This is a genomic window from Treponema putidum, from assembly GCF_024401155.1.
GTDB classification, from domain to species: Bacteria; Spirochaetota; Spirochaetia; order Treponematales; family Treponemataceae; genus Treponema_B; species Treponema_B putidum.
This window is the reverse complement of sequence record NZ_CP038804.1, coordinates 352,330-372,491: the sequence shown is the minus strand read 5'-3', so window position 1 is coordinate 372,491 and position 20,162 is coordinate 352,330. Positions and strand designations below refer to the sequence as shown.

The following is a 20,162-nucleotide window of genomic DNA, read 5'->3' as shown; positions in this document are numbered from 1 at the left end:
ATTTATAATTAAAAGGAGCCTTAATTTACATGAAATCTAAATCCTTAAAAAAAATAATCTTAGGCCTTACTTTTCTTTTTGTTCTAATTTTAATAGGAATTGTAAGCATAAACATCTACATGCTTAGCTATTCAAAACCTTATATTTATAAAAACATTTCCGCCTTGCCGGAAAAATATGTTGTGATTGTACCCGGAGCTAAAGTTTATAAAAACACGGTTTCGCATGTTGTGAGGGATAGGATCGAAGCTGCCGTAAATTGTTTAAAAAACAAAAAAGCTGAAAGAGTTTTGATTTCAGGTGACCACGGAAGAAAGGGTTATGATGAGGTAAACAGAATGCGTATTTTTATGCAGGATATTTACGGCACTGACGAAAATCTAATCTTTATGGATCATGCAGGTTTTTCTACCTATGAAACAATGTACCGTGCCCGGGAAATCTTTTGTATTGAAGATGCCGTTGTGGTAACACAGGCCTTCCATACCGCAAGAGCCGTTTACATAGGAAGAAAATTAGGTCTCGATGTTATAGCCTATGAAGCTCCTGAGGTTTTAAGGTACAGCAGGGAAACCCATATAAGCTGGGAAATAAGAGAAGCCTTGGCAAGAGTAAAAACTTTCTTTTTAGTAATGTTCAATGTGAAGCCTACATTCCTCGGTAAGAAAATACCGATAACGGGAAATGCAAAAGATACATGGGATTTTTAAAAATCAACAACCCCGACGCAGAGCATCGAGGTATGTTGTTCTCATAAGGTAGTTGCAGTCGGCTTTAATACCCTTTGTTACGACGCAGAGCGTCGGGGTATTAAACCCTCCGCACGAATAAAGCTAAAAAATGAACTTGAAAAAAACGGATATTTGCGATAAAATAATCATAGTTAGTTTATATTGACGGAGGAATCTATGTCGTATGAAACTCTTGTTGAACAGATAAAAACCTTACCGGATGTTTACTTGGAGGATATTTCCAAATATGTGCAGTTTTTAATGTATCAATATGGACACGAAAAGATGTCTCTTTTAAAAGAATCGGATGAAGAATTTGAAGCCAATATGAATAAAGGTTTTACCGATATGATTAATGGAAATGTAACTCCTTTAAACGATGCTTTTGAAGAAATAAAGTCAAGGTTTATTTAATGAAATACCAAGTTGTTATTTCAGATCAAGCAAAAGAAGATTTGAGCAGTATTTATTCTTACATATTAAATAATTTAAAATCAAAAATTAATGCCGATGCCGTTTTTAAGCGTCTTTATGAAGCAATGCAGGACTTGAATTTTATGCCGTATAGGTATCATCTATATCCAAAAGAACCATGGTTATCTCGTGGGATAAGATTTTTTAGTGTAGGTAATTATTCAATCTTTTACGCAGTTGATGAAGATACTTTAACTGTTACAATTATTCATGTGGTTTGCGGAGGTATACAATATGAGATTCCTGCTTCTGAGGGTGGAATCGACGGATTATTAAATAGTGGAAAAATTGAGCGAAGATGAGACTTTTAGAATTCAAAAGAACAAAATTGTTCGATGGCATTGAGGATGGACTATTCGATAAAGATTTTCAATTAAATATAGAGGGAAAATCTGTGTTATTTATTGTGGATGACATTACTCCACATAAATTAATAGACTGTCCGGTCAAACAAGATGTAATAAATAAATTGCATCTGGAATCAGATGGCATATCCAATATTGTGACAAAAGAGCAGCGATTACAGGTTTATTACTTAAATGAAGATGATTTGTTGATTATCTTTTCAATGGGTGAATATCAACCAGGAAGATACATGCTTTTCCTGGAAGGAGTCTTTCTTAAACTGAACTTATTTCCAACTTAAATAACTCCTCTGGATTACCTTGTAGAACTCTTGGAATTCTCTGGGCAAAGTATTTCTATTTTCCAAGGGGCTTTAACTAATTCAGGATTGAAATATAAATAGCTAAGGAGTATTTTATTATGTTACATACTCCAACTGTTTTTGTAAAGAAATTTCTCCGTTTCACTCATTTGCCCAAAGGGGATGGCCAATTTCGATCCATTCGGTGCTTGTGCTTGCTGCAATGGGTCGCCTTGTACAGCTCCCGTTATAGACTGGACCCATAAAAAAAATAACCTTATGCATTATTTTTCTTTTTGCTTTAATTTTAATAGGAATTGCAGGCATAAACATCTACATGCTTTTTGGTAATGTTCAATGTGAAGCCTACATTTCTCGGTAAGAAGATACCTATAACGGGAAATGCAAAAGACTCATGGGATTTTTAGATAATCGGAAAATATGACAAGTTGGTTTTCTTCAAGTTCGTCTGATATTTTAAGATTAGATTATTGATTTTTTTCCGAATTTTTATTATTTTGTATATATGAATATAGATAAGTATACAGTTAAGGCATCGGAAGCCGTTCAAGAGGCTTCTTCGCTTGCCCAAAGAGACGACCACAGTCAAGTCGAAAGTGAGCATCTTTTATATGCTCTTTTAGAACAAGAGGACGGAATTGTTCCTCCTTTAGTAGAAAAAATCGGAGTAAATCCCGAAGGCCTATTGGACGAACTCGACAAAATGCTTAACAGAAAGCCCCGTGTTACGGGACAATCCGCTCAAACATATATTTCGCCCTTGCTTGCAAAGGTTTTTGCAAATGCTGAAGGCTATGCAGATAAATTAAAAGATGAGTATGTTTCTACCGAGCACCTTTTACTCGCTCTAAGTGAGTCAAAGGATGAAACCGGAGAACTCTTGCGTTCACGGGGTATCAATCTAAAAAATCTCCTTTCTGCGCTTAAAGAAGTACGCGGAAATAATAGAGTAACAAGCGATGACCCCGAATCTACATTCAGAAGTTTGGAAAAATTTTGCCGTGACCTAACCCAGCTTGCAAAAAACGAAAAGATAGATCCCGTAATCGGGCGGGATGAAGAAATAAGGCGGGTAATGCAGGTACTTTCCCGCAGGACAAAAAACAATCCCGTTTTAATCGGAGAACCCGGAGTCGGAAAAACGGCAATAGTTGAAGGCCTTGCAAGACGTATAGTTTCAGGGGATGTTCCCGACAGCTTAAAAGGAAAAAGACTTTTATCCTTAGACCTCGGAGCCTTGGTTGCAGGAGCAAAATTCCGCGGCGAATTTGAAGAAAGATTAAAGGCCGTAATTTCCGAAGTACAAAAATCCGAAGGCCGAGTCATTCTCTTTATTGACGAGCTTCACACCCTTGTAGGTGCCGGAGCAAGCGAAGGCTCGATGGATGCTTCAAACTTGCTAAAACCCGCCCTTGCCCGCGGAGAGCTCAGGGCGATAGGAGCCACCACCCTAAACGAATACCGAAAATACATCGAAAAAGATGCAGCCCTTGAGCGCCGTTTCCAGCAGGTTTACTGTCCCGAACCTACGGTTGAAGACACAATAGCAATCCTGCGCGGTCTACAGGAAAAATATGAAGTTCATCACGGGGTACGCATAAGGGATGAAGCTCTTATAGCGGCGGCCGTACTTTCCAACCGTTATATCACAAACCGCTTTTTACCCGATAAGGCAATAGACCTTGTGGATGAGGCAGCAAGCCGCCTAAAAATGGAAATAGAAAGCCAGCCTGTTGAGCTTGATCAGGTTGAGCGCAAAATTCTTCAACTGAATATCGAAAAGGTTTCTATAGGAAAAGAAAATGATGCAGCCTCAAAGGAAAGACTTGTAAAACTTGAAGAAGAGTTGGCAGAACTTTCTTCAAAACGGAATACGATGCAGGCCCAATGGCAAAACGAAAAAGCCCGCATTAACGAATCCCGCAAATACAAGGAAGAATTGGAACAACTGCGTATTGAAGAAACCAAGTACAGCCGGGAAGGAAACTTAAACAAGGCTGCCGAGCTGAAATACGGAAAAATACCCGAACTTGAAAAAAAGATAGCGGCCGTTACTGCCGAGCTTGAAAAAAAAGCTGGTCAGGAAGGACAGCTTTTACGTGAAGAGGTTTGCGAAGAAGACATAGCCCGAATCGTTTCAATGTGGACAGGTATCCCCGTTTCAAAAATGCTTGCAAGCGAAATGCAAAAATTTTTGGAACTCGAAAAGGTGCTGCAAGCCCGCGTCGTCGGACAAGATGAAGCCGTAAAGGTGGTTTCGGATGCTATCAGACGAAACAAGGCAGGCCTTTCCGATATGAACCGTCCCTTGGGCAGTTTTTTATGTATAGGCCCCACAGGTGTCGGCAAAACCGAATTAGCCAGAACCCTAGCCGACTTTTTGTTCAATGATGAAAAGGCACTTACCCGAATCGACATGAGCGAGTACATGGAAAAACATTCCGTGAGCCGCCTGATAGGAGCTCCTCCGGGATATGTCGGTTACGATGAGGGAGGACAGCTTACCGAAGCCGTAAGACGGAGGCCGTACAGCGTCATCCTCTTTGACGAAATAGAAAAAGCTCATCAAGATGTTTTTAACGTTTTTTTGCAGATCTTGGATGACGGACGTCTTACAGACGGGCAAGGCCGTGTAGTCGATTTTAAGAACACAATTATAATTATGACCAGCAATATAGGTTCAGAGTATATATTGACCGCAAAGGATATGGGAAGCATAAAAGAAGAAATTACCCAAATCCTCCGCGATAATTTTAGACCCGAATTTTTAAACCGCATTGACGAAATCTTAACCTTTAACAGGCTCGAAAAAGAGCATATCCGAAAGATTGTCGATATTCAGCTTAAGTCCGTTGCAGAACGCTTGAAGACGCGCCGCTTGAGCCTTAAAGTTTCGGATAAGGCAAAGGATTTCCTTGCAGACATAGGCTATGACCCCATGTTCGGTGCCCGACCCCTAAAGAGGGCTATACAGGCCGAGCTTGAAAACAAACTCGCCCGCTGTGTTCTTGAAGGCAAATTTCCCGAAGGCAGCACAATACTGGTAGACAAGGGAGAGGACAGCCTTATCTTTAAAAGAGAGGTATTGAAAAAAACAGACTCCGGCCAATAAGAACAGTATTAGCTTACTTTACACATTAGCCTTCCCGGCAGAATTTAGTTTTTTGATTTGTGTTTTATTTTAGTTTCCAATTGAAAAATACCAAACGCATAGAAAAACCTTTTACGGCGGGAAGGCTTTCATAATGGACTGTTCCGCCTGCTTCTTTTGCTCTTTCTTCAATAGCTTTTAGACCTATGCCTTTTTTGATTTCAATGCATCCGGCTCCGTTATCTTTCATTGTAATTATGAGCGACGTATCAGTGTAAGAAAAGTGGATTGTAATTTTTGAAGGTTTGCCGTATCTAGCCGAATTTGATAAGAATTCCTGAACAGCCTTATATACTGAATGGCTTTGTTTTTCATTTAAACTCCAAATATCTTTTGAGAAAGTAAACTGTACATTGATATTTGTCATTTTTTTAAATTCTCCTATCAGATTATGAACTAGGATTATTATTTCATACTTGTTATAATCTACCGGTTTTAATTCTCTCAAAGCAAACCTGACTTCTTCTAAATTCTTTTTAGCAAAGGAATTTAAATCTAAAATTTTTTGAGGTAAATCATTGTTTTTGTTCTTTGCAGCAGCATAGAGTGCGTTTAGCTGAATAATCATTGTAGAAAGTCCATGTCCTACACTGTCATGTATTTCTCTGGATATGCGGTTTCGCTCTTTTAAGGTCATAAGGTCTTCTATCGATTCATTGTATATTTCCAAATCATGGATAGAATTTAAAAGCTCATCCCTTTGAATACTTAATTCTTCTTGTTTTTTTTGGTAAGAAATAATTTCATGTTGGTTTAGTTTAAAATATTCTAAAACTCCTCCGCTTAAAATAAAAAGGGCTGTATAGTTTATGATTATTTCCATATCAAAGTTCTTCAATGAAAATATGCAAACTGTAAGTCCTATTATTCCCAATATGTAGGTATAGGGTTTTGAATTATAATAAAAACTATCAATCAATGGAATTAAAAATAAAAGAAATGGAATGGCAGCTCCGGTAATGTTCAGTAAAAAACAAAGGAACCAATCGGTTAAGCAAAGAGCAAAAAGAAAGGTTTTACTCTTTGTATAAAAGAGTTTAAGATTAAGCAATATAATAAAACAAAGATATAATAAAAATTGAGTTCCTGTAATCTGATTTCCGTTTATGCTTGTTTGAATAAGGCTGGATGTTATTAAAAAATAATGAATAAAAATCAAAAATTTATTTTTCATGAATATGATTATATTATAATAATTAAGCTTTTGCAAGATTGGCATTTAAAAAAAGGAGGCTATATCAGCCTCCTTTAAATTTTGCTTTAATTTGTTTCGTTGTTAAATTCTTTTATTTTCCAGCTGCCGGCTGTAAAGATAGCGGCATTCATCGCCCAAACTATCAATATGTTTGGAAAAAGTTTTTCTTTATCAAGCATTTCCATCAGCCAATATAGGGGTGAAAACATAGAAATATTTTTAAACACGGGAGGAATTGAAACAAAGGGTGTTACAGAAATAACAGCAAGGAAAAATAAGACTATTGTAAGCAGGCTTGTTATATTCGAAGCAAGTGCCAGCTGAGACTCCTTTTTAAAAATTCTCGCAATTAAAATAGCTATAGATAGAGCAAAAAAACTTGTTGAAACTACAGCTAAGAAGATCAGAGGAAGCCCTGTAATCTCTAACTTAAATATTATTGTTGCAGTAACAAATACTATCATATTTGTTACTACCTGAATAAATACAAAGGCGAGTAAAAAACTTCCCACTATTTTAAATTCCGAGTTGGGACTTATTATTGCACGAGCCAACATCTTTGTTTCCCTGAATTTTATTAGATCCGTTACAATTGCTGTTGAGCCGAAAATGATTATATACAATACAAACAAGGTCATTATTTTTAAGCCTAAACTTATAATGTTTTTATTATCCGGTGTTTTAAATACAATATCTATATTATTGGTTAAAAGATTTTTTTCATTTTCAGCCAGAGTTGAACCTTTGATAAAATTATCCATAAGATAAGCATTGATGCTTAAATTAAGAGCTTGAATTCTATTTTCAAGAATAATACTGTCTTCAGTTTTTAAAATTTCAAGTTCCGGTTTTTCTCCTTTTTGTAATTTTTCGGAAAAATCTTTAGGTATAATTATAAGACCGGGTATTTTTCCGGTTGCAAGTTTTTCCTTAGCCTTTTCCAATTCTTCTCCTCTATTTTCAGAATGTACTATAGATCCCGAACCGGAAAAAAAGTTTTCCCATAATTCTCCCGTATCATCGACAAAATATCCTACCTCATCCATTTGAACGGTATAGCCGGTATTTTTAGTTTTCGACTCATCAGTCTCTTTTGGGTCAAGAATAAATCTTATTGCAAAAATAAGAATTATCATAGCAAAAGGAAAAAAAACCAACATACTCGTATTTGTCATATTTTTTAATATTCTTTTTAGTTGTGCAAAAAATAAACATAAAAATTCTTTCATATCATATCTCCTATAAAACGATGTTTGCCGAAAGGCAAACTCGACGGATAAACAGTGAGGCACCATTTATGCCGAACTGTTTATCATATCTCCTATAAGCGGAATTTCTGCCTCACTGTTTATCAAATTTCCGTTTTTTTAAAATTTACCATCAGTAAACCCAAAATATAAAATGCTGCACCAAGGGTGAGCATTATAAGCAGGCTGCCTATCATTCCTCCAAAAGAATTTTCCAAGACAATTTCCCTAAGAGGATTTGTTATAATTTGGGAAATGTTATATTTTGAAAATAATTTTGCAATTTTGTTTTCATTCGGAATTGAAAAGAGAACCGTTCCCAAAACTCCGAATACGAAAAATATAATCAAAACCGCCGCATACACAATATCCTTTTTGTTAAAGGTTGTAAGGGTACAGGCAATGCTGCCGGTTACAAGGGAAAAACATGCAGCATATATAAAAAGAAGAATAGGATTTCCCATAAAAGAAACTTTTAACAATCTAAAAATTAAAAGATAAATTGTGATAGCAATAAAAACTTTTAAGGCCATACTTATTATTTGAGCATTAAAGATATAGGCTGGGCTTTTTGGTATCGAGTTAATACGCATGGTAAGACCGGCAGCCTTTTTCTTATATGATGGATTAAGTATTTCCATAACAAACATAAAAAATAACAAGATGCTTAGGGATATTGCATAGACTTCATAACTTGACATGGTGTGAAGGGCGGGATGCATAAAAATTTTCCCTATCGGTTTAGCTGTTTCTTTTTGAATATTAAGATACTTATCCATAAGCTCCTTAGATTCACCTGAAGCGGCAATCGCTTTAGTAATTTTATAATTGCCGCTAATGGAACTACTTATGCTTTTAATTATATTCGATAAAAAAGTAATTGATGCAGAAGACTTTTCTTTACCGATAATTACAATATCAAATTCTTTGTTTTCTTCTACCGAATTTTGATAGCCTTTTGGAATTTTGATTTTATATTTTGCATTTGTTTCATTTTCAATTTTTATAAAATCTTTTAAGATATTTGAATTTAAAGTACCGATCAGCTGTTCCGATAAGAAAGATTTATCTTCATCATCGAAAAAAACAGAAATAGCTTTTTCATTTGTTTCAGCCTTAAAATCCGATTTTCGCAAAAAACCGTTATAGCCTACAAAAATAATCGGAAGACAAAGGTAGATTAAAATAAAGGTAATAAAGTTATCTTTTATCGCTATAAGCGTAATTTTTAAAAATGCTTTCATCTATATTCCTCCTGAAGCTTCAATCGTTATTCACGCAATTTTTTTCCTGTAAGCTGCAAAAATACTTCGCCTAAATTAAGCTCATTGATTTGAAGAGCCTTAATTACGGCTCCTGAGGTTTGTAATATTTTAATAGTTTCATCAAGATTGACCTTACTTCTCTCATATAGAATGGTAACGGTATCTGCTGATTGTTCTACATTTAATGCCCCATCAAGAAGCCTGATTTTTTCTATTAGGTCTTCATTTATATTGTCGGCCTTTATTTCAAGGGTTACGGTTCCGTTGGCCTTTTCCTTTACGGAATTAAGGGTGCCGTAGGCAATCTCCCTTCCCTCATCGATTACAAAGATATTTTTGCAAAGCTCTTCCACCTCTTCCATGTAGTGGGAGGTATAAAGAATTGTAGTTTTGTCTTGGGAATTTATCTTGCGCAGATACTCAAATATATTGTTCCTTGACTGGGGGTCAATACCTACAGTCGGCTCATCTAATATTAAAAGGCGGGGCTTGTGCATAATGGCTGCAGCAAGGTTAAGTCTTCTTTTCATACCGCCCGAAAATTTTTTTACCTTTTCTTTTTTCTTTTCGGTTAAGCCGGTTACTTCCAAGGCTTCGCTTACAGCATCCTTTAGTTTTTTTCCTGAAAGACCGTAAAGGCTTGCAAAAAAATTGAGATTATCGATCGCTGATATATCCTCTGAGAGAGCCAGCTCTTGAGGTACAAGGCCTATCAATTTTTTTGCTTCTATCGGATTTTTTTTGATATTGTGTCCGCCTATAAGCACTTCGCCGTTTAGCGGATCCAAGATTCCGGTTATTATGTTTATCAGGGTTGATTTTCCGGCACCGTTAGGCCCGATTAAACCAAAAATGTCTCCTTCTTCAATATCAAAAGAAACACCGGAAAGCACCTGCTTTTTTCCGTATTTTTTTGATACATCCTTAACTTCCAATATTTTCATAAAACACCTCCATAGAAGTTTCTTGATTTATATGCCCTTATTTTAATTTATTCCGGTGAAAATAAAAGTGCCGAAAGTCATTTTTTATAAGGAAAATAGTCATTGATTATCGCAAAAAAAAGTTTAAAGTGCGATTATATTGATTCAGGCACTAAAACTATGCTATATTAAATCTATGAGAATAGCTATTGTAGACGATGAAAAACTAATATGCGAGGGCTTAAAAATTATTTTTTCTGCTTATCCCGACATTGAAGTTGTTGCAACGGGCTGTAACGGAAATGAGGCCTTAAAAATATGTGAAGAAAAAGAACCTGAGCTTCTCCTCATGGACATAAGAATGCCTGAATGTAACGGTGTAGAGGCGGCAAAAAAAATAAAAAAAAGTTTTCCCGATATAAAAATATTGATTCTCACCACCTTTAATGATACCGAATACATTCAAAAAGCTCTTCAATACGGTGCCTCAGGTTATCTTTTAAAAGACAGCGCTCCCGATGTAATCTATGACGGAATCAAGGCGGCTATTTCGGGCAATATTGTTATAAATCCTGAAGTCGCAAAAACCATGCTTTTTGAAAGCCATGAAGGATCGGGCGAAAGAACCCCAAAGCCCCTGCCCGAAATTCAAGACGAGTACGGCTTGAGCCAAAAAGAAATAGAAATTATAAGGCTGGTCGCAGAGGGGCTTTCAAACAAACAAATTGCCTACAAACAAGGCCTTTCAGAAGGCACAATTAAGAACAGTATTTCCGTAATCTTTGATAAGACCTTTGTCGCCGATCGGACTCAACTTGCTGCCTTTGCCTTTAAAAACGGTATTATATAACTCCTAAATCCGGCTATAAACACAAAGCTGCCATAGTCTTGAAATAACAGGTAAATTATGATAACTTTACCGAATAATATAAAAGAATTCATGGTTCTAATATAGGGGTTATTTATAGATGAGTAAGCAAAAAATCAGCCGAACTAAGGTAAGATTTTCGATAAAATTAAAGCCGATTACCATTATATCTATTTTTCTATGCAGCTTTATTTTATATGCACAGGAACCGTTAAAAACCGAAGATAAGGCTAAAAAAAGCTACTTTATAGAAGAAGGCAATAAAGGAGCATCTATATATCAGCATTTATCATGGGAAGCAATAGACAACATCTTAGGTTTTGAATTTGTACTCGAAAAACAAGATAATTCGGGTAACTGGATACAAATCGATAAAAAGAATTTAAAAAAGAATTCAATAAATGTTTCTTTACAACCGGGAAAATACCGCTATAAGGTAGCTATAATTAATCTTCTTAATCAGCTGGACTCTGCAAGTGAATATAGAAATTTTGATGTGCGCATAGCCTATCAGCCTGAAGTTTTATCATTATCAGTCAATACAATATACTTCGATGAAACGGATTCAGACTCACTCATCGTCTTAGGCAATAATCTTTTTGCGGAAACAATATTTACTTTGAACAAAGATACGGAAAACCCAATACCATGCACCGTAATAGAAGCGGATAAAGACGGAAAAAAAATAAAACTTAAGCTGGATTTTTCAAAGTTCTCACCCGGAATTTATACTTTTACTGCAACAGATCCAAGCGGTTTACATGATAGCTCCAAAAATATAGCCTTTGCGTTTCAAAAGCCGCTCGATATATTTTTATCTTTAGGCTACACTTTTAGTGCCTTTATGCAAAATAAAATATTATACCGATATTTTAAATCGAATATTTATCCTGCCGGAGGTTCTTTACGGTTTAGTATTATACCTATAAAGAAATTATACGGCCGTATAGGTTTTAATCTTTCAGCTTCAGGCTTATTTTTAAAAAGCTCTAAAGATGAAATCTATACATTAAAATCCGGTTTTATCATACCTCAATTTAACTTGGTATATATGTTTCCAATAATCAAGCGCAGACTTAATTTTGATCTGCATTTGGGAGGAGGAGCGGCTTTTTTAATACAGGCAAAATTTACGTATCCCGAATCGGATATACAAAGTCCCGTTTATTGGTTTTGGTGCCCTTCGGTAAACGGAGGAACAGCCGTTCAAGTTTATCTTTATAAAAAATTATATTTTGAGATAAATTTAGATCACATCATTTTATTTAGAAAGGATTTTCCTAAATATGTAATTCAGCCGTCCCTTTCTTTGGGCTGGGAATTTTAACCTATAGGAGAAATAGAAATGAAAAAAATTTTAACTAAATTTTTACCGTTGCTGCTTTTAGTAAGTTTAACATCATGCAAGCAGCTTCTTGACGATATTGATAAAACTTTTTCCTATTGGGCAAATACTGCAAATATAACCGAGATTGAGATTCCCTCCGGACTTCCGATTGACAAAGACGACTTTTTCGCCTTGCCCTCCGGCGAAGATGCACACATTTATTTTAAACTTAATAACTCCCAAAAATTTGAATTTTTAATGCCCGGTGATTCGAACGCTCCGGATGATATTATCGTCTTTGATAAAAACGTAAATGGTAAAAGCGGAGGAAGGCCTAAATTTGGAGAAGATTATACTTTAACCCAAACAAGTTACGATAGAATCGAGCTCACTTATAAAAAAGATTTTTTACTTAAAAACGAACAAGGTAAGGCGAACCTTAATCCTAAAATAAAACTTTACAATAAAAAAGATAACCGAAGATTTGTACAAAACTATAATTATAAACTTAGGGCTAACACGGTTCCTCCTAAACCGGAATGGGTTACTACAGGAAAAATAATAGATGGGGAAAATTCGTATTATGTTTTAATCTTTAAATTTGCAGTACCTGCTAATTCAATAGATACTTCACTCCATGGAGATATATCTGAGGTTTACTTCACTGAAGGAGAAAACCAAAAAGCCCCTATTCAGGTAAAATTAACAAAAGAAGGCTTCGATGTGAGCGGCTCTCAGGGAATCCTTATTCCTACTAATGAAGAAATCAAACAACTTGCAAACGAAGAAATAACAGGAGGAGGACCAACAAGCTTTCCGTCTATCCCTGCTGCGAATTCTGATGATAGAAAATGGATGCTCTGTATAAAAACGGGGGTAAAAACCAAACAGAGCTTGAGTTATAAGGTTAAAGTAAAAGATTTGCGAGGCCTTGCTTCTGATGAAACTTCAGGTGTAACCAATTTAGCAAAACTTCCTACCCCGAAAATTTCTTATCATTCTGCCATGGGTGAATTAACAAATTACGGAGTCTATAAAGATAATGAAAGTGCATTGAGCACAGGAACATTTGCGAATCCGATTCATATATCTTCATGTTTTGGAAACCCTGTTATTCTAAAAGCTCATAATGACGCTTATCCTGACGGTGTAACCATAAATGCTGAGGTAAAACTTTCAACTTCTACTCCGGCGCCCGCAGATTTTACAGGGCCTACAGGCAGCAGCCAACAAGACGGAAACTCTACAAAGATATTACTGGACCCGATTCCGGGAGTGGATGAAATATACGAGGTTAAATTAAAGGCAAGCGGGCCTAATTATACCGACAGCGATGAAAAGACTTATTACTATAAAATAAAAAAAGAAGTACGTGCCGGTAATGGTTCATGGCAGATTCTTAAAAAGACTGTGAAAAAGGCTTCTGACGGGGATACTATTTATATAAACGGGAATATAACTTCAACAAATGAAGCAAATAATTCGGGAGAATTTGAGGTAAGCAAAAAAATAAATATCCAAGGCTTAAGCGGAAAGGCCGGCAGCATTATAGATGCTAATAAGGACGGCTCTAATAAGCCTAATCCCTCTCATCGTATTTTCAATATAAAAAGCGGAGCAACTTTAAACTTGACCGGCCTCACTCTTCAAAACGGAAAAATTGAAGGAAATACTTATGAGGCTACAGGCGGGGCTATAAAAGCCGACATCAACTCGGTTTTAACCCTCAACAATACGGATATAAAGGATTCGGAAGCCGGTATGGCAGGAGGAGCGATATCTTCAACAGGTAATATTGATATTAAAGGGAATTCTATAATAAAAGACAATAAGATTATTTCTCCTAACGGTTTAGGCGGAGCCATCTATAACAGCGGAACCCTCAAAATCTCCGGTTCTGCACAGATAGTGCCTTCTGCAGCCCCCGATGAAAATACCCTAGGAAAAAACGATGTTTACCTCCCTGCAGGAAAAGTAATTACAATTACAGGAAATTTATCGGAAGCCTCCGTCGCTAGAATAACACCTGCAGACAATACATATACTGCCGGTAGGCAGGTAGTAAAAGGCGAAGGTTATGCCTTGAATGATGGGGACATATCCAAATTTAGTTTAACTCAAAAATCGGGACAAACTTGGTCGCTTCAAAGGGATTCTACACTAAATGCTCTTGTACTAAAAAAAGAGGCAACTGAAATTACGAGCTGGCAAGGACTTCAAGATGCCGTAACTGCAGCAAGCTCCGGCAATACCATAACCGTAAAAACTACTCTTACAGCCGATGAGAACACTTCGGAAATTTTAATAAATAAAGACCTTACAATTAAGGGCGAAGGTGCGGCTATACTCGATGCAAATTACAAACATAGAATATTCAATGTTTTTAACGGGGCAACTCTTACGCTAAAAGATATAACTCTTAAAAAAGGAAAAAGTATTACCGGCCTCGGGGCAGGAGTACATGTAACAGGAGCATCATTAGAAATTGAAGATGTAACTATAACTGAATGTAAGAATGAAAAAAATTCAGGAAAAGGCGGTGCAATTTATATAAGTAATTCTTCTGATAGGAGATTATTGATAAAGGGTAACTCAAAAATAGAAAACAATCAAGCAGAATTAGGAGCCGGAATTTACATTGACATCACTTCAGGTGAAAACATAATTGAAGGTAACGCTGAAATAAGGGGTAATATTTGTCAAAGTAACGGTCAAGGAGGGGGTATATATATCCATAAGGGGGCTCTTGTTTTACAGGGTAATGCAAAAATATTAAATAATGAATCAAGGGTTGGTGCTGCAGGCGGAGGAGGTGTTTATATTTCGCCAAATGGAACCCTTACTATAAAAGGTTCTTGTCTTATCGAGGGAAACAAGGCAAAAAAATCCGACGGTACTTCTCTTACCGGTTTTGGAGGCGGTATATGTAATTTAGGAACTCTCACAATAGAAGGCGGGGAAATAAAAGATAATGAGGCGCAACATGGAGGAGCAGTCTACAATAACGGAACTTTCAAAATCTCCGGTTCTGCAAAGATAACTATTGATGCAGACAAAAATGATGTTTATCTCCCTGCAGACAAGGTAATCACAATCACGGGAAATTTATCGGAAGCCGCTGTTGCCCGAATAAGTCCTATGAATTATCCTTCAGCCCTTACTCCTACAATCACTGTCTTAACAGCCGCTTCCGGTGTTACTCTTGCAGATAAAGTATCTAAATTCAAGGTTACCGATCAACCTCCAGACGGTAAAAAGTGGAAAATAAATACAGCCGGACAATTGGAAGAAAATAGTAGTAAGACAGTTACAACTTGGGCAGAGTTAAAAACCGAAGTTGAAAAGACCGGCGGGGCTGAGGTTATTATAGTGGATGGGACAGAAACAAACCTTACCGCTACCGTATCCACTGATGAAATTAACGTAAATAGGAATGTAACTGTTATAGGTAAAAATTCTAATATAACTCTTAATGCCAATGAAAAATGCAGGATATTCAAGGTTTCTAACGGAGTAACTCTTAAATTAAAAGATATAACTCTTAAAAAAGGAAAAGAAGGCATTGGGGTAGGAGTATATGTAGAAGAAGCATCATTAGAAATTGAAAATGTAACTATAAAGGAATGTAAAAGTAATACAGGTACTGGAATGGGCGGTGCAATTTATATAAAGAATCTTTCACATAATGGGCGGTTATGGATAAAGGGAACATCCACAATAAAAGACAATGGAGCATATAATGGAGCCGGAATTTACATTGCTACCAATTCAGGTGAAAATATAATTGAAGGTAACGCTGAAATAAGTCATAATATATGCTTTTCTTTTGGACAAGGTGGAGGTATATATATAGAGAATGGAAATCTTGTATTAAAAGGTAACACAAAAATATTCAACAATGAATCAAAAAATTCTGATACAGATAGCGGAGGCGGCGGAATTTATATTAAATCAGGCAGCACGCTTATCATAAAAGATTCGTGTGAAATAAAGAATAATATAGCAAAGAATAAAAACAACGATACTCATACCGGTTTTGGAGGCGGTATATGTAATTTAGGAACTCTCACAATGGAAGGCGGAACAATTACAGGAAACGAAGCCAAGGAAGGGGGAGCAGTTTACAATAACGGTATCTTCAATATGTCCGGCTCTGCTAAAATAACCCCTTCAACCGATGGAGATGAGCATATACACGGTAAAAATGATGTCTATTTAAATAATTCAACAGCAATAAATGTTGGCAGTACCTTAGATGCAGATCAAAACCAAGCTGCAAGAATTACCGTGCCCAAGTCTAAATACAAGGCGTCGACCCAAGTACTAACAGGCAATACCGGTGTCAATGCAAATAAATTTAAAGTTACAAAGAAGGGAACAGAAGAATGGGAGGTTGACTCTGCCGGTCATTTAAAAAAGAAGAACTAGACGCAATAATTGGCTGTAAAGCCGGCTTTACAGCCAGGGCTAAAGCCCGGCTTTAAGCCCGGCTTTAAGCCCGGCTGTCTTAAAGATAAACTCCATATCGCTGTTCTCTTCGATGAGGCGGGCGAGTTTATCCAGCTCTTTTTCCAGCTCTTCCTCGCTTTGGGCTTGGGTATTGCATTTTTTATCATCGTCTATGAGGCTGTCCTCATCGGCAAGTTCCAAGTGCATGTAGGGGATGGTTGCTATCACAGGAATCTTTACAAGGTCTTCAATCATCTTGATGCCGGGATCTAATAGGCTCTTGTCTCCGCGGAATTTATTTATAATCATGCCCTTAATCCTTTTTCTATCTTTTTCAGGGAGGAGCATTACTGTTCCGTAGAGCTGGGCAAAGACTCCGCCCCTGTCTATGTCGGCAATCAAGAGAACCGGAGCATCGGCCATCTCGGCCATGCCCATGTTGACTATGTCATTTTGGTTTAGGTTTATTTCGGCAGGACTCCCTGCTCCCTCTATAACTACAATATCGTTTTCCCTTTCAAGTTTTTGAAAAGTTTCCAATATCATAGGTTTGCAGGTCTTTTTATACTCAAAATACTCCCTCGCCTTCATCTCCTTTTTTTCTTCTCCTAGGATTATAACCTTAGAGCCTACATCAGTTTTGGGGATGAGGAGAATGGGATTCATTTCGGGACGGGGCTCAATACCGGCAGCCCTCGCTTGAAGGGCTTGGGCACTGCTTATCTTTTTTCCGTCAAATGCGGTAAAAAAAATCGAGGACATATTTTGGGATTTAAAGGGAACAACTTTTAAGCCTTTCTTTTTAAAGATTCTACAAAGGCCCGTACAAAAAAGGGACTTACCCGCAGAAGAGGTTGTCCCTTGAATCATTATACTTGCCATTATATTAAAGTATAAAGGCTATAATGTGGGCTACAAAACCTGCAAAGAGGCCGCCGATGGTGTGGCTTAAAATAGCTTTTCCGGTCATCTCCTTTGTATCAAGGGCATCCATCATTGCAATATGGGTAGAAATATAACCGCTCCAGCACATACAGATAGCTGTAAAAACTGCTATATCGTTTGCATTTATTTTTCCCATTAAAGACATTTCTTTTACAATGCCTAATGCGGCGCCTGTAGAACCGAGTGCTGTAATCGGAACGGAGATAGCCTCAGGGGTGCTGAAGCCGTAAATCGGATTCAAGATAAAACTTATCTTTTTGCCTATCCATGGAAGAAGGGCTATACCTTCGCGGGCGGCTCCCGTATATGTACCATCTGCGCTTGGGCCGTTTGTAAGCATTATGACTATTGTACAGATAATTACTACACCCGGAATAATAGCTATGCCCATGCTGACTCCCGATTTTCCGCCGTCAAGCAAGGCCTGAATAAATCGGCTTCCGGCACCGCCTGCCCTTACGGGACGCATTTTTTCGGGGATGGGGTCAACTCGTTTTGTAGAAACAAGGGCTTCCGTTCCGTAGCGTTTTTTTGAAAAGTAAATCATCAAGCGGACTGAAACTATACTTCCTGCTATTGCTCCGACATTTCCAATCAAAGCCGCCGGAACCGCCGATTTTATGTTTAGTCCCATCATTGCCGTTGTGGTAATCAATCCCATTCCGAAGGCCGTTCCGAGGTTTGTAAGGGCAGGAAGCTGGTATTGTTTAAAATAACGCCTAAAATTATCGTCATCGGCAAGGGTTAAAATTGCAGGATTATCCGACAAAAAGCAGTTTAAGATACCTAGGGAAGAAGCACCCGGCAAGTCATACAAGGGATTCATCAATTTGTACAAGATTTTGTTAATCAAAGCAACGGTACCGAATTCCGAAAAAAGCCCCGATACGGCTCCGGCCAATACGGCAACCGCCATTAAGTACAAACAGATATTGATAAGTAAGTCAAAGCCTGTTTCCATCATTGTCTTAATCATATTTACGCCGCCCATAACCGAGCCGACACCGAAAAAGAAGGCAAAAAAACATACTAAAAAGATAAAGTTTTCAAGCCCGATTTCTTTCTTAAAAAAAGATTTACTTTCCATCTAAAAAACTCCAAAATAAATGAAAATTATTCTGCGAGTATATTCAAAGTAAGGCATTTTTTCAAGCGGGGGTGCTGAAATTGTTAATATCATAATAACAAGAATGTGTTAGATTTTTACGTGATGAATAACTTTTTTTTAGGTTGAATTTAACTTTAAAGAAAATACAAGGGAATGCACCGGCAAGATACACAACCATGCCGGCCTTGACTATAAGGCCTTAAACGAGTAGAATATTTACATAAAATTTTATTTTTAGGAGTATCAAATATGAAAGAAATTATCGCAACAAACAAAGCCCCTTCAGCTATCGGCCCCTATTCTCAGGGAATTAAGGCAAACGGCCTTGTGTTTACATCGGGACAAATTCCTTTGGATCCTGCTACGGGAGCCTTTCCTGAAGGAATTAAAGCCCAAACGCGCCAGTCCTTGCTCAATGTAAAAGCTATTTTGGAACAAGCCGGAACAAGCATAGATAAGGCAATAAAAACCACCGTCTTTTTAAGCGATATGAATAACTTTGCTGCAATGAATGAAGTATATGCAGAAATCTTCGGATCTTCAAACCATCCGGCAAGATCTGCCGTACAAGTTGCACGCCTTCCTAAAGATGCCCTTGTAGAAATAGAAGTAATCGCCCTTGCATAGTTTATCGCAAAAAACAATCTTTACGGTATTATCGGCTTTAGCCCTCTTGTTTGCCTCGTGTACAAATAAGTCGGCCGAAGCCGAAAATATAAACAAACCGGAAAATCAAGAAAGTCCCGCTATACCTATTACCTCAGCTTGGTATTATTTTACTCAAGATGAAACTTTAGAGGTGTCGGCATTAAAAAAAATAAATTCACCTGATGAAGCACCAAGAACCGATTTTTTACCATGGACGGAAGCTATAAGAGTTTCAGGATTAGGGCTGATGTATGATCCGCCCCTCTTTCTCGTAAATAAGGCCGGAATCTTGCCCGCATTTACTATTGATGAAGAACCCAAAATAGAAGTAAAGAGCGAATTTTATGCAAAAACAGCGGACGGTTTTTATAAAACCGACGTTGGAAGCCTTATAAGGCTATATACAAACACCATCTTTTCTCCGGTTATTCAAGATGAAAGCCCTTCACGCCTATTACGCTATAATAGCGTCAATGGCGAGCTTTTAAGCCTTATCACACCTAAAACCTTTAACCTTGAAAATACTTCGCAGTTATCGGCTCTTGAGTTCAATAAAAAATGGTTTACGGCTTTTAAAACGGAAAAAAACGATCATGTCAGTTTTGACTATTTTTCATTTTTTTCGTTTGAAGAACTATTAAAAGGAAACTATTTTAAAATAAGCCAAGAAGAATTTATAAATGCATCTTCTCCTATTGTATCAGATGAAGACGGAATAGATAAAATCTTACAGCAAACTCAAAAAAACGTAAAGGCCGAATTCTTTTCGGAAGATTTAAATACAAAACAAGTAATTTTTTACCAAAACTCTAAAAACTCATACAAAGGCGACTTTGAAATTACCGCTTCAGTCTGCGAATTTAAGGCTGAAGATAAGATTAAAGCTCTTCTTTTAGAAACGGGAGAATTATTTTATTTTGAACCTCAAACACAGGAATGGGAAGAATTAAAACTGCCTAAGCTACCTGAAAACTTTATCTATACCTACTTTATAATAAAAAACGGCGCAATAATTTCCGCATGGGAAGAACAGAATTTTTTTGAAACAGGCCGCTCGGGCTTACTGGTCTATAAAATACGGTAATAAATTATATAAAAAAGACAAGAATTTGATATTATCTAGTTGACAAAAATATAAGCTCTCATCTATTATAATTATATAGA

Annotated in this window: 16 protein-coding genes and 1 pseudogene; 11 read left to right on the top strand and 6 right to left on the bottom strand. The window is 37.0% G+C overall.

The window, feature by feature from the left end; genetic code table 11:
* The first annotated feature begins 29 nt into the window (after nt 1-29).
* From E4N74_RS01735 to clpB, 6 genes and pseudogenes are all read left to right on the top strand, one after another.
* Entirely contained in the window at nt 30-710 is a 681-nt protein-coding gene (locus E4N74_RS01735) for a SanA/YdcF family protein (protein ID WP_044978790.1), read from the top strand.
* Between the two features lie 198 nt (nt 711-908).
* Nucleotides 909-1,145 (top strand): hypothetical protein, encoded by a 237-nt coding sequence (locus tag E4N74_RS01730; protein WP_044978789.1) that lies wholly within the window; start codon nt 909-911, stop codon nt 1,143-1,145.
* Nucleotides 1,145-1,507, top strand: a complete 363-nt coding sequence (locus E4N74_RS01725; protein WP_002667766.1) for a type II toxin-antitoxin system RelE/ParE family toxin — start codon at nt 1,145-1,147, stop codon at nt 1,505-1,507. Before E4N74_RS01730 ends, E4N74_RS01725 begins: the two co-directional genes overlap by 1 nt.
* On the top strand, nt 1,504-1,851 hold the full coding sequence (locus E4N74_RS01720) for a hypothetical protein (RefSeq protein ID WP_002674291.1): 348 nt from the start codon (nt 1,504-1,506) through the stop codon (nt 1,849-1,851). Before E4N74_RS01725 ends, E4N74_RS01720 begins: the two co-directional genes overlap by 4 nt.
* Nucleotides 1,852-2,186: 335 nt before the next feature.
* Nucleotides 2,187-2,279 (top strand): annotated as a pseudogene (locus E4N74_RS12805) (SanA/YdcF family protein); the annotation flags it as partial.
* A 98-nt stretch (nt 2,280-2,377) separates the two neighbouring features.
* Nucleotides 2,378-4,984, top strand: coding sequence for an ATP-dependent chaperone ClpB (gene clpB, locus E4N74_RS01715; protein WP_044978787.1), 2,607 nt, complete (start codon nt 2,378-2,380; stop codon nt 4,982-4,984).
* A 64-nt stretch (nt 4,985-5,048) separates the two neighbouring features.
* Here the strand turns inward: clpB and E4N74_RS01710 are convergent, their stop codons facing one another.
* The 4 genes from E4N74_RS01710 to E4N74_RS01695 form a co-directional block, all read right to left on the bottom strand.
* Nucleotides 5,049-6,197, bottom strand: a complete 1,149-nt coding sequence (locus E4N74_RS01710; protein ID WP_255818616.1) for a sensor histidine kinase — start codon at nt 6,195-6,197, stop codon at nt 5,049-5,051.
* 86 nt (nt 6,198-6,283) lie between these two features.
* Nucleotides 6,284-7,447, bottom strand: coding sequence for an ABC transporter permease (locus tag E4N74_RS01705; protein WP_255805953.1), 1,164 nt, complete (start codon nt 7,445-7,447; stop codon nt 6,284-6,286).
* 122 nt (nt 7,448-7,569) lie between these two features.
* The gene (locus tag E4N74_RS01700) at nt 7,570-8,709 is read right to left on the bottom strand and encodes an ABC transporter permease (protein WP_044978784.1); all 1,140 of its coding nucleotides are present in this window, start codon (nt 8,707-8,709) and stop codon (nt 7,570-7,572) included.
* 26 nt (nt 8,710-8,735) lie between these two features.
* Nucleotides 8,736-9,674: an ABC transporter ATP-binding protein gene (locus tag E4N74_RS01695; protein ID WP_044978783.1), complete on the bottom strand. Its 939-nt coding sequence runs from the start codon at nt 9,672-9,674 to the stop codon at nt 8,736-8,738.
* Nucleotides 9,675-9,849: 175 nt separating this feature from the next.
* Between E4N74_RS01695 and E4N74_RS01690 the strand changes: the two genes are divergently transcribed.
* The 3 genes from E4N74_RS01690 (at nt 9,850) to E4N74_RS01680 (ending at nt 16,276) form a co-directional block, all read left to right on the top strand.
* Entirely contained in the window at nt 9,850-10,503 is a 654-nt protein-coding gene (locus tag E4N74_RS01690) for a response regulator transcription factor (RefSeq protein WP_145475280.1), read from the top strand.
* A gap of 118 nt (nt 10,504-10,621) precedes the next feature.
* The gene (locus tag E4N74_RS01685; RefSeq protein ID WP_255818614.1) at nt 10,622-11,848 is read left to right on the top strand and encodes a hypothetical protein; all 1,227 of its coding nucleotides are present in this window, start codon (nt 10,622-10,624) and stop codon (nt 11,846-11,848) included.
* An 18-nt stretch (nt 11,849-11,866) separates the two neighbouring features.
* On the top strand, nt 11,867-16,276 hold the full coding sequence (locus E4N74_RS01680) for a right-handed parallel beta-helix repeat-containing protein (protein WP_255818612.1): 4,410 nt from the start codon (nt 11,867-11,869) through the stop codon (nt 16,274-16,276).
* Nucleotides 16,277-16,315: 39 nt separating this feature from the next.
* Here the strand turns inward: E4N74_RS01680 and E4N74_RS01675 are convergent, their stop codons facing one another.
* Both E4N74_RS01675 and E4N74_RS01670 read right to left on the bottom strand, forming a co-directional pair.
* Nucleotides 16,316-17,179 carry a cobyric acid synthase gene (locus E4N74_RS01675; RefSeq protein ID WP_044978780.1) on the bottom strand — a complete coding sequence of 288 codons (864 nt, stop codon included), beginning with the start codon at nt 17,177-17,179 and terminating at the stop codon, nt 16,316-16,318.
* 4 nt (nt 17,180-17,183) lie between these two features.
* Entirely contained in the window at nt 17,184-18,329 is a 1,146-nt protein-coding gene (locus E4N74_RS01670; protein ID WP_255805947.1) for a CD0519/CD1768 family membrane protein, read from the bottom strand.
* A gap of 270 nt (nt 18,330-18,599) precedes the next feature.
* Between E4N74_RS01670 and E4N74_RS01665 the strand changes: the two genes are divergently transcribed.
* Both E4N74_RS01665 and E4N74_RS01660 read left to right on the top strand, forming a co-directional pair.
* Nucleotides 18,600-18,977, top strand: coding sequence for a RidA family protein (locus E4N74_RS01665; protein WP_044978778.1), 378 nt, complete (start codon nt 18,600-18,602; stop codon nt 18,975-18,977).
* Nucleotides 18,970-20,082, top strand: a complete 1,113-nt coding sequence (locus tag E4N74_RS01660) for a DUF8086 family protein (RefSeq protein ID WP_255818605.1) — start codon at nt 18,970-18,972, stop codon at nt 20,080-20,082. The genes E4N74_RS01665 and E4N74_RS01660 overlap by 8 nt, the downstream gene beginning before the upstream one ends.
* Nucleotides 20,083-20,162 lie beyond the last annotated feature (80 nt).

Bases quoted from the DNA above. Each gene is read 5' to 3' on its own strand.
- E4N74_RS01735 (WP_044978790.1), top strand. From the start codon at position 30: ATGAAATCTAAATCCTTAAAAAAAATAATCTTAGGCCTTACTTTTCTT.
- E4N74_RS01730 (WP_044978789.1), top strand. From the start codon at position 909: ATGTCGTATGAAACTCTTGTTGAACAGATAAAAACCTTACCGGATGTT.
- E4N74_RS01725 (WP_002667766.1), top strand. From the start codon at position 1,145: ATGAAATACCAAGTTGTTATTTCAGATCAAGCAAAAGAAGATTTGAGC.
- E4N74_RS01720 (WP_002674291.1), top strand. From the start codon at position 1,504: ATGAGACTTTTAGAATTCAAAAGAACAAAATTGTTCGATGGCATTGAG.
- clpB (WP_044978787.1), top strand. From the start codon at position 2,378: ATGAATATAGATAAGTATACAGTTAAGGCATCGGAAGCCGTTCAAGAG.
- E4N74_RS01710 (WP_255818616.1), bottom strand. From the start codon at position 6,197: ATGAAAAATAAATTTTTGATTTTTATTCATTATTTTTTAATAACATCC.
- E4N74_RS01705 (WP_255805953.1), bottom strand. From the start codon at position 7,447: ATGAAAGAATTTTTATGTTTATTTTTTGCACAACTAAAAAGAATATTA.
- E4N74_RS01700 (WP_044978784.1), bottom strand. From the start codon at position 8,709: ATGAAAGCATTTTTAAAAATTACGCTTATAGCGATAAAAGATAACTTT.
- E4N74_RS01695 (WP_044978783.1), bottom strand. From the start codon at position 9,674: ATGAAAATATTGGAAGTTAAGGATGTATCAAAAAAATACGGAAAAAAG.
- E4N74_RS01690 (WP_145475280.1), top strand. From the start codon at position 9,850: ATGAGAATAGCTATTGTAGACGATGAAAAACTAATATGCGAGGGCTTA.
- E4N74_RS01685 (WP_255818614.1), top strand. From the start codon at position 10,622: ATGAGTAAGCAAAAAATCAGCCGAACTAAGGTAAGATTTTCGATAAAA.
- E4N74_RS01680 (WP_255818612.1), top strand. From the start codon at position 11,867: ATGAAAAAAATTTTAACTAAATTTTTACCGTTGCTGCTTTTAGTAAGT.
- E4N74_RS01675 (WP_044978780.1), bottom strand. From the start codon at position 17,179: ATGGCAAGTATAATGATTCAAGGGACAACCTCTTCTGCGGGTAAGTCC.
- E4N74_RS01670 (WP_255805947.1), bottom strand. From the start codon at position 18,329: ATGGAAAGTAAATCTTTTTTTAAGAAAGAAATCGGGCTTGAAAACTTT.
- E4N74_RS01665 (WP_044978778.1), top strand. From the start codon at position 18,600: ATGAAAGAAATTATCGCAACAAACAAAGCCCCTTCAGCTATCGGCCCC.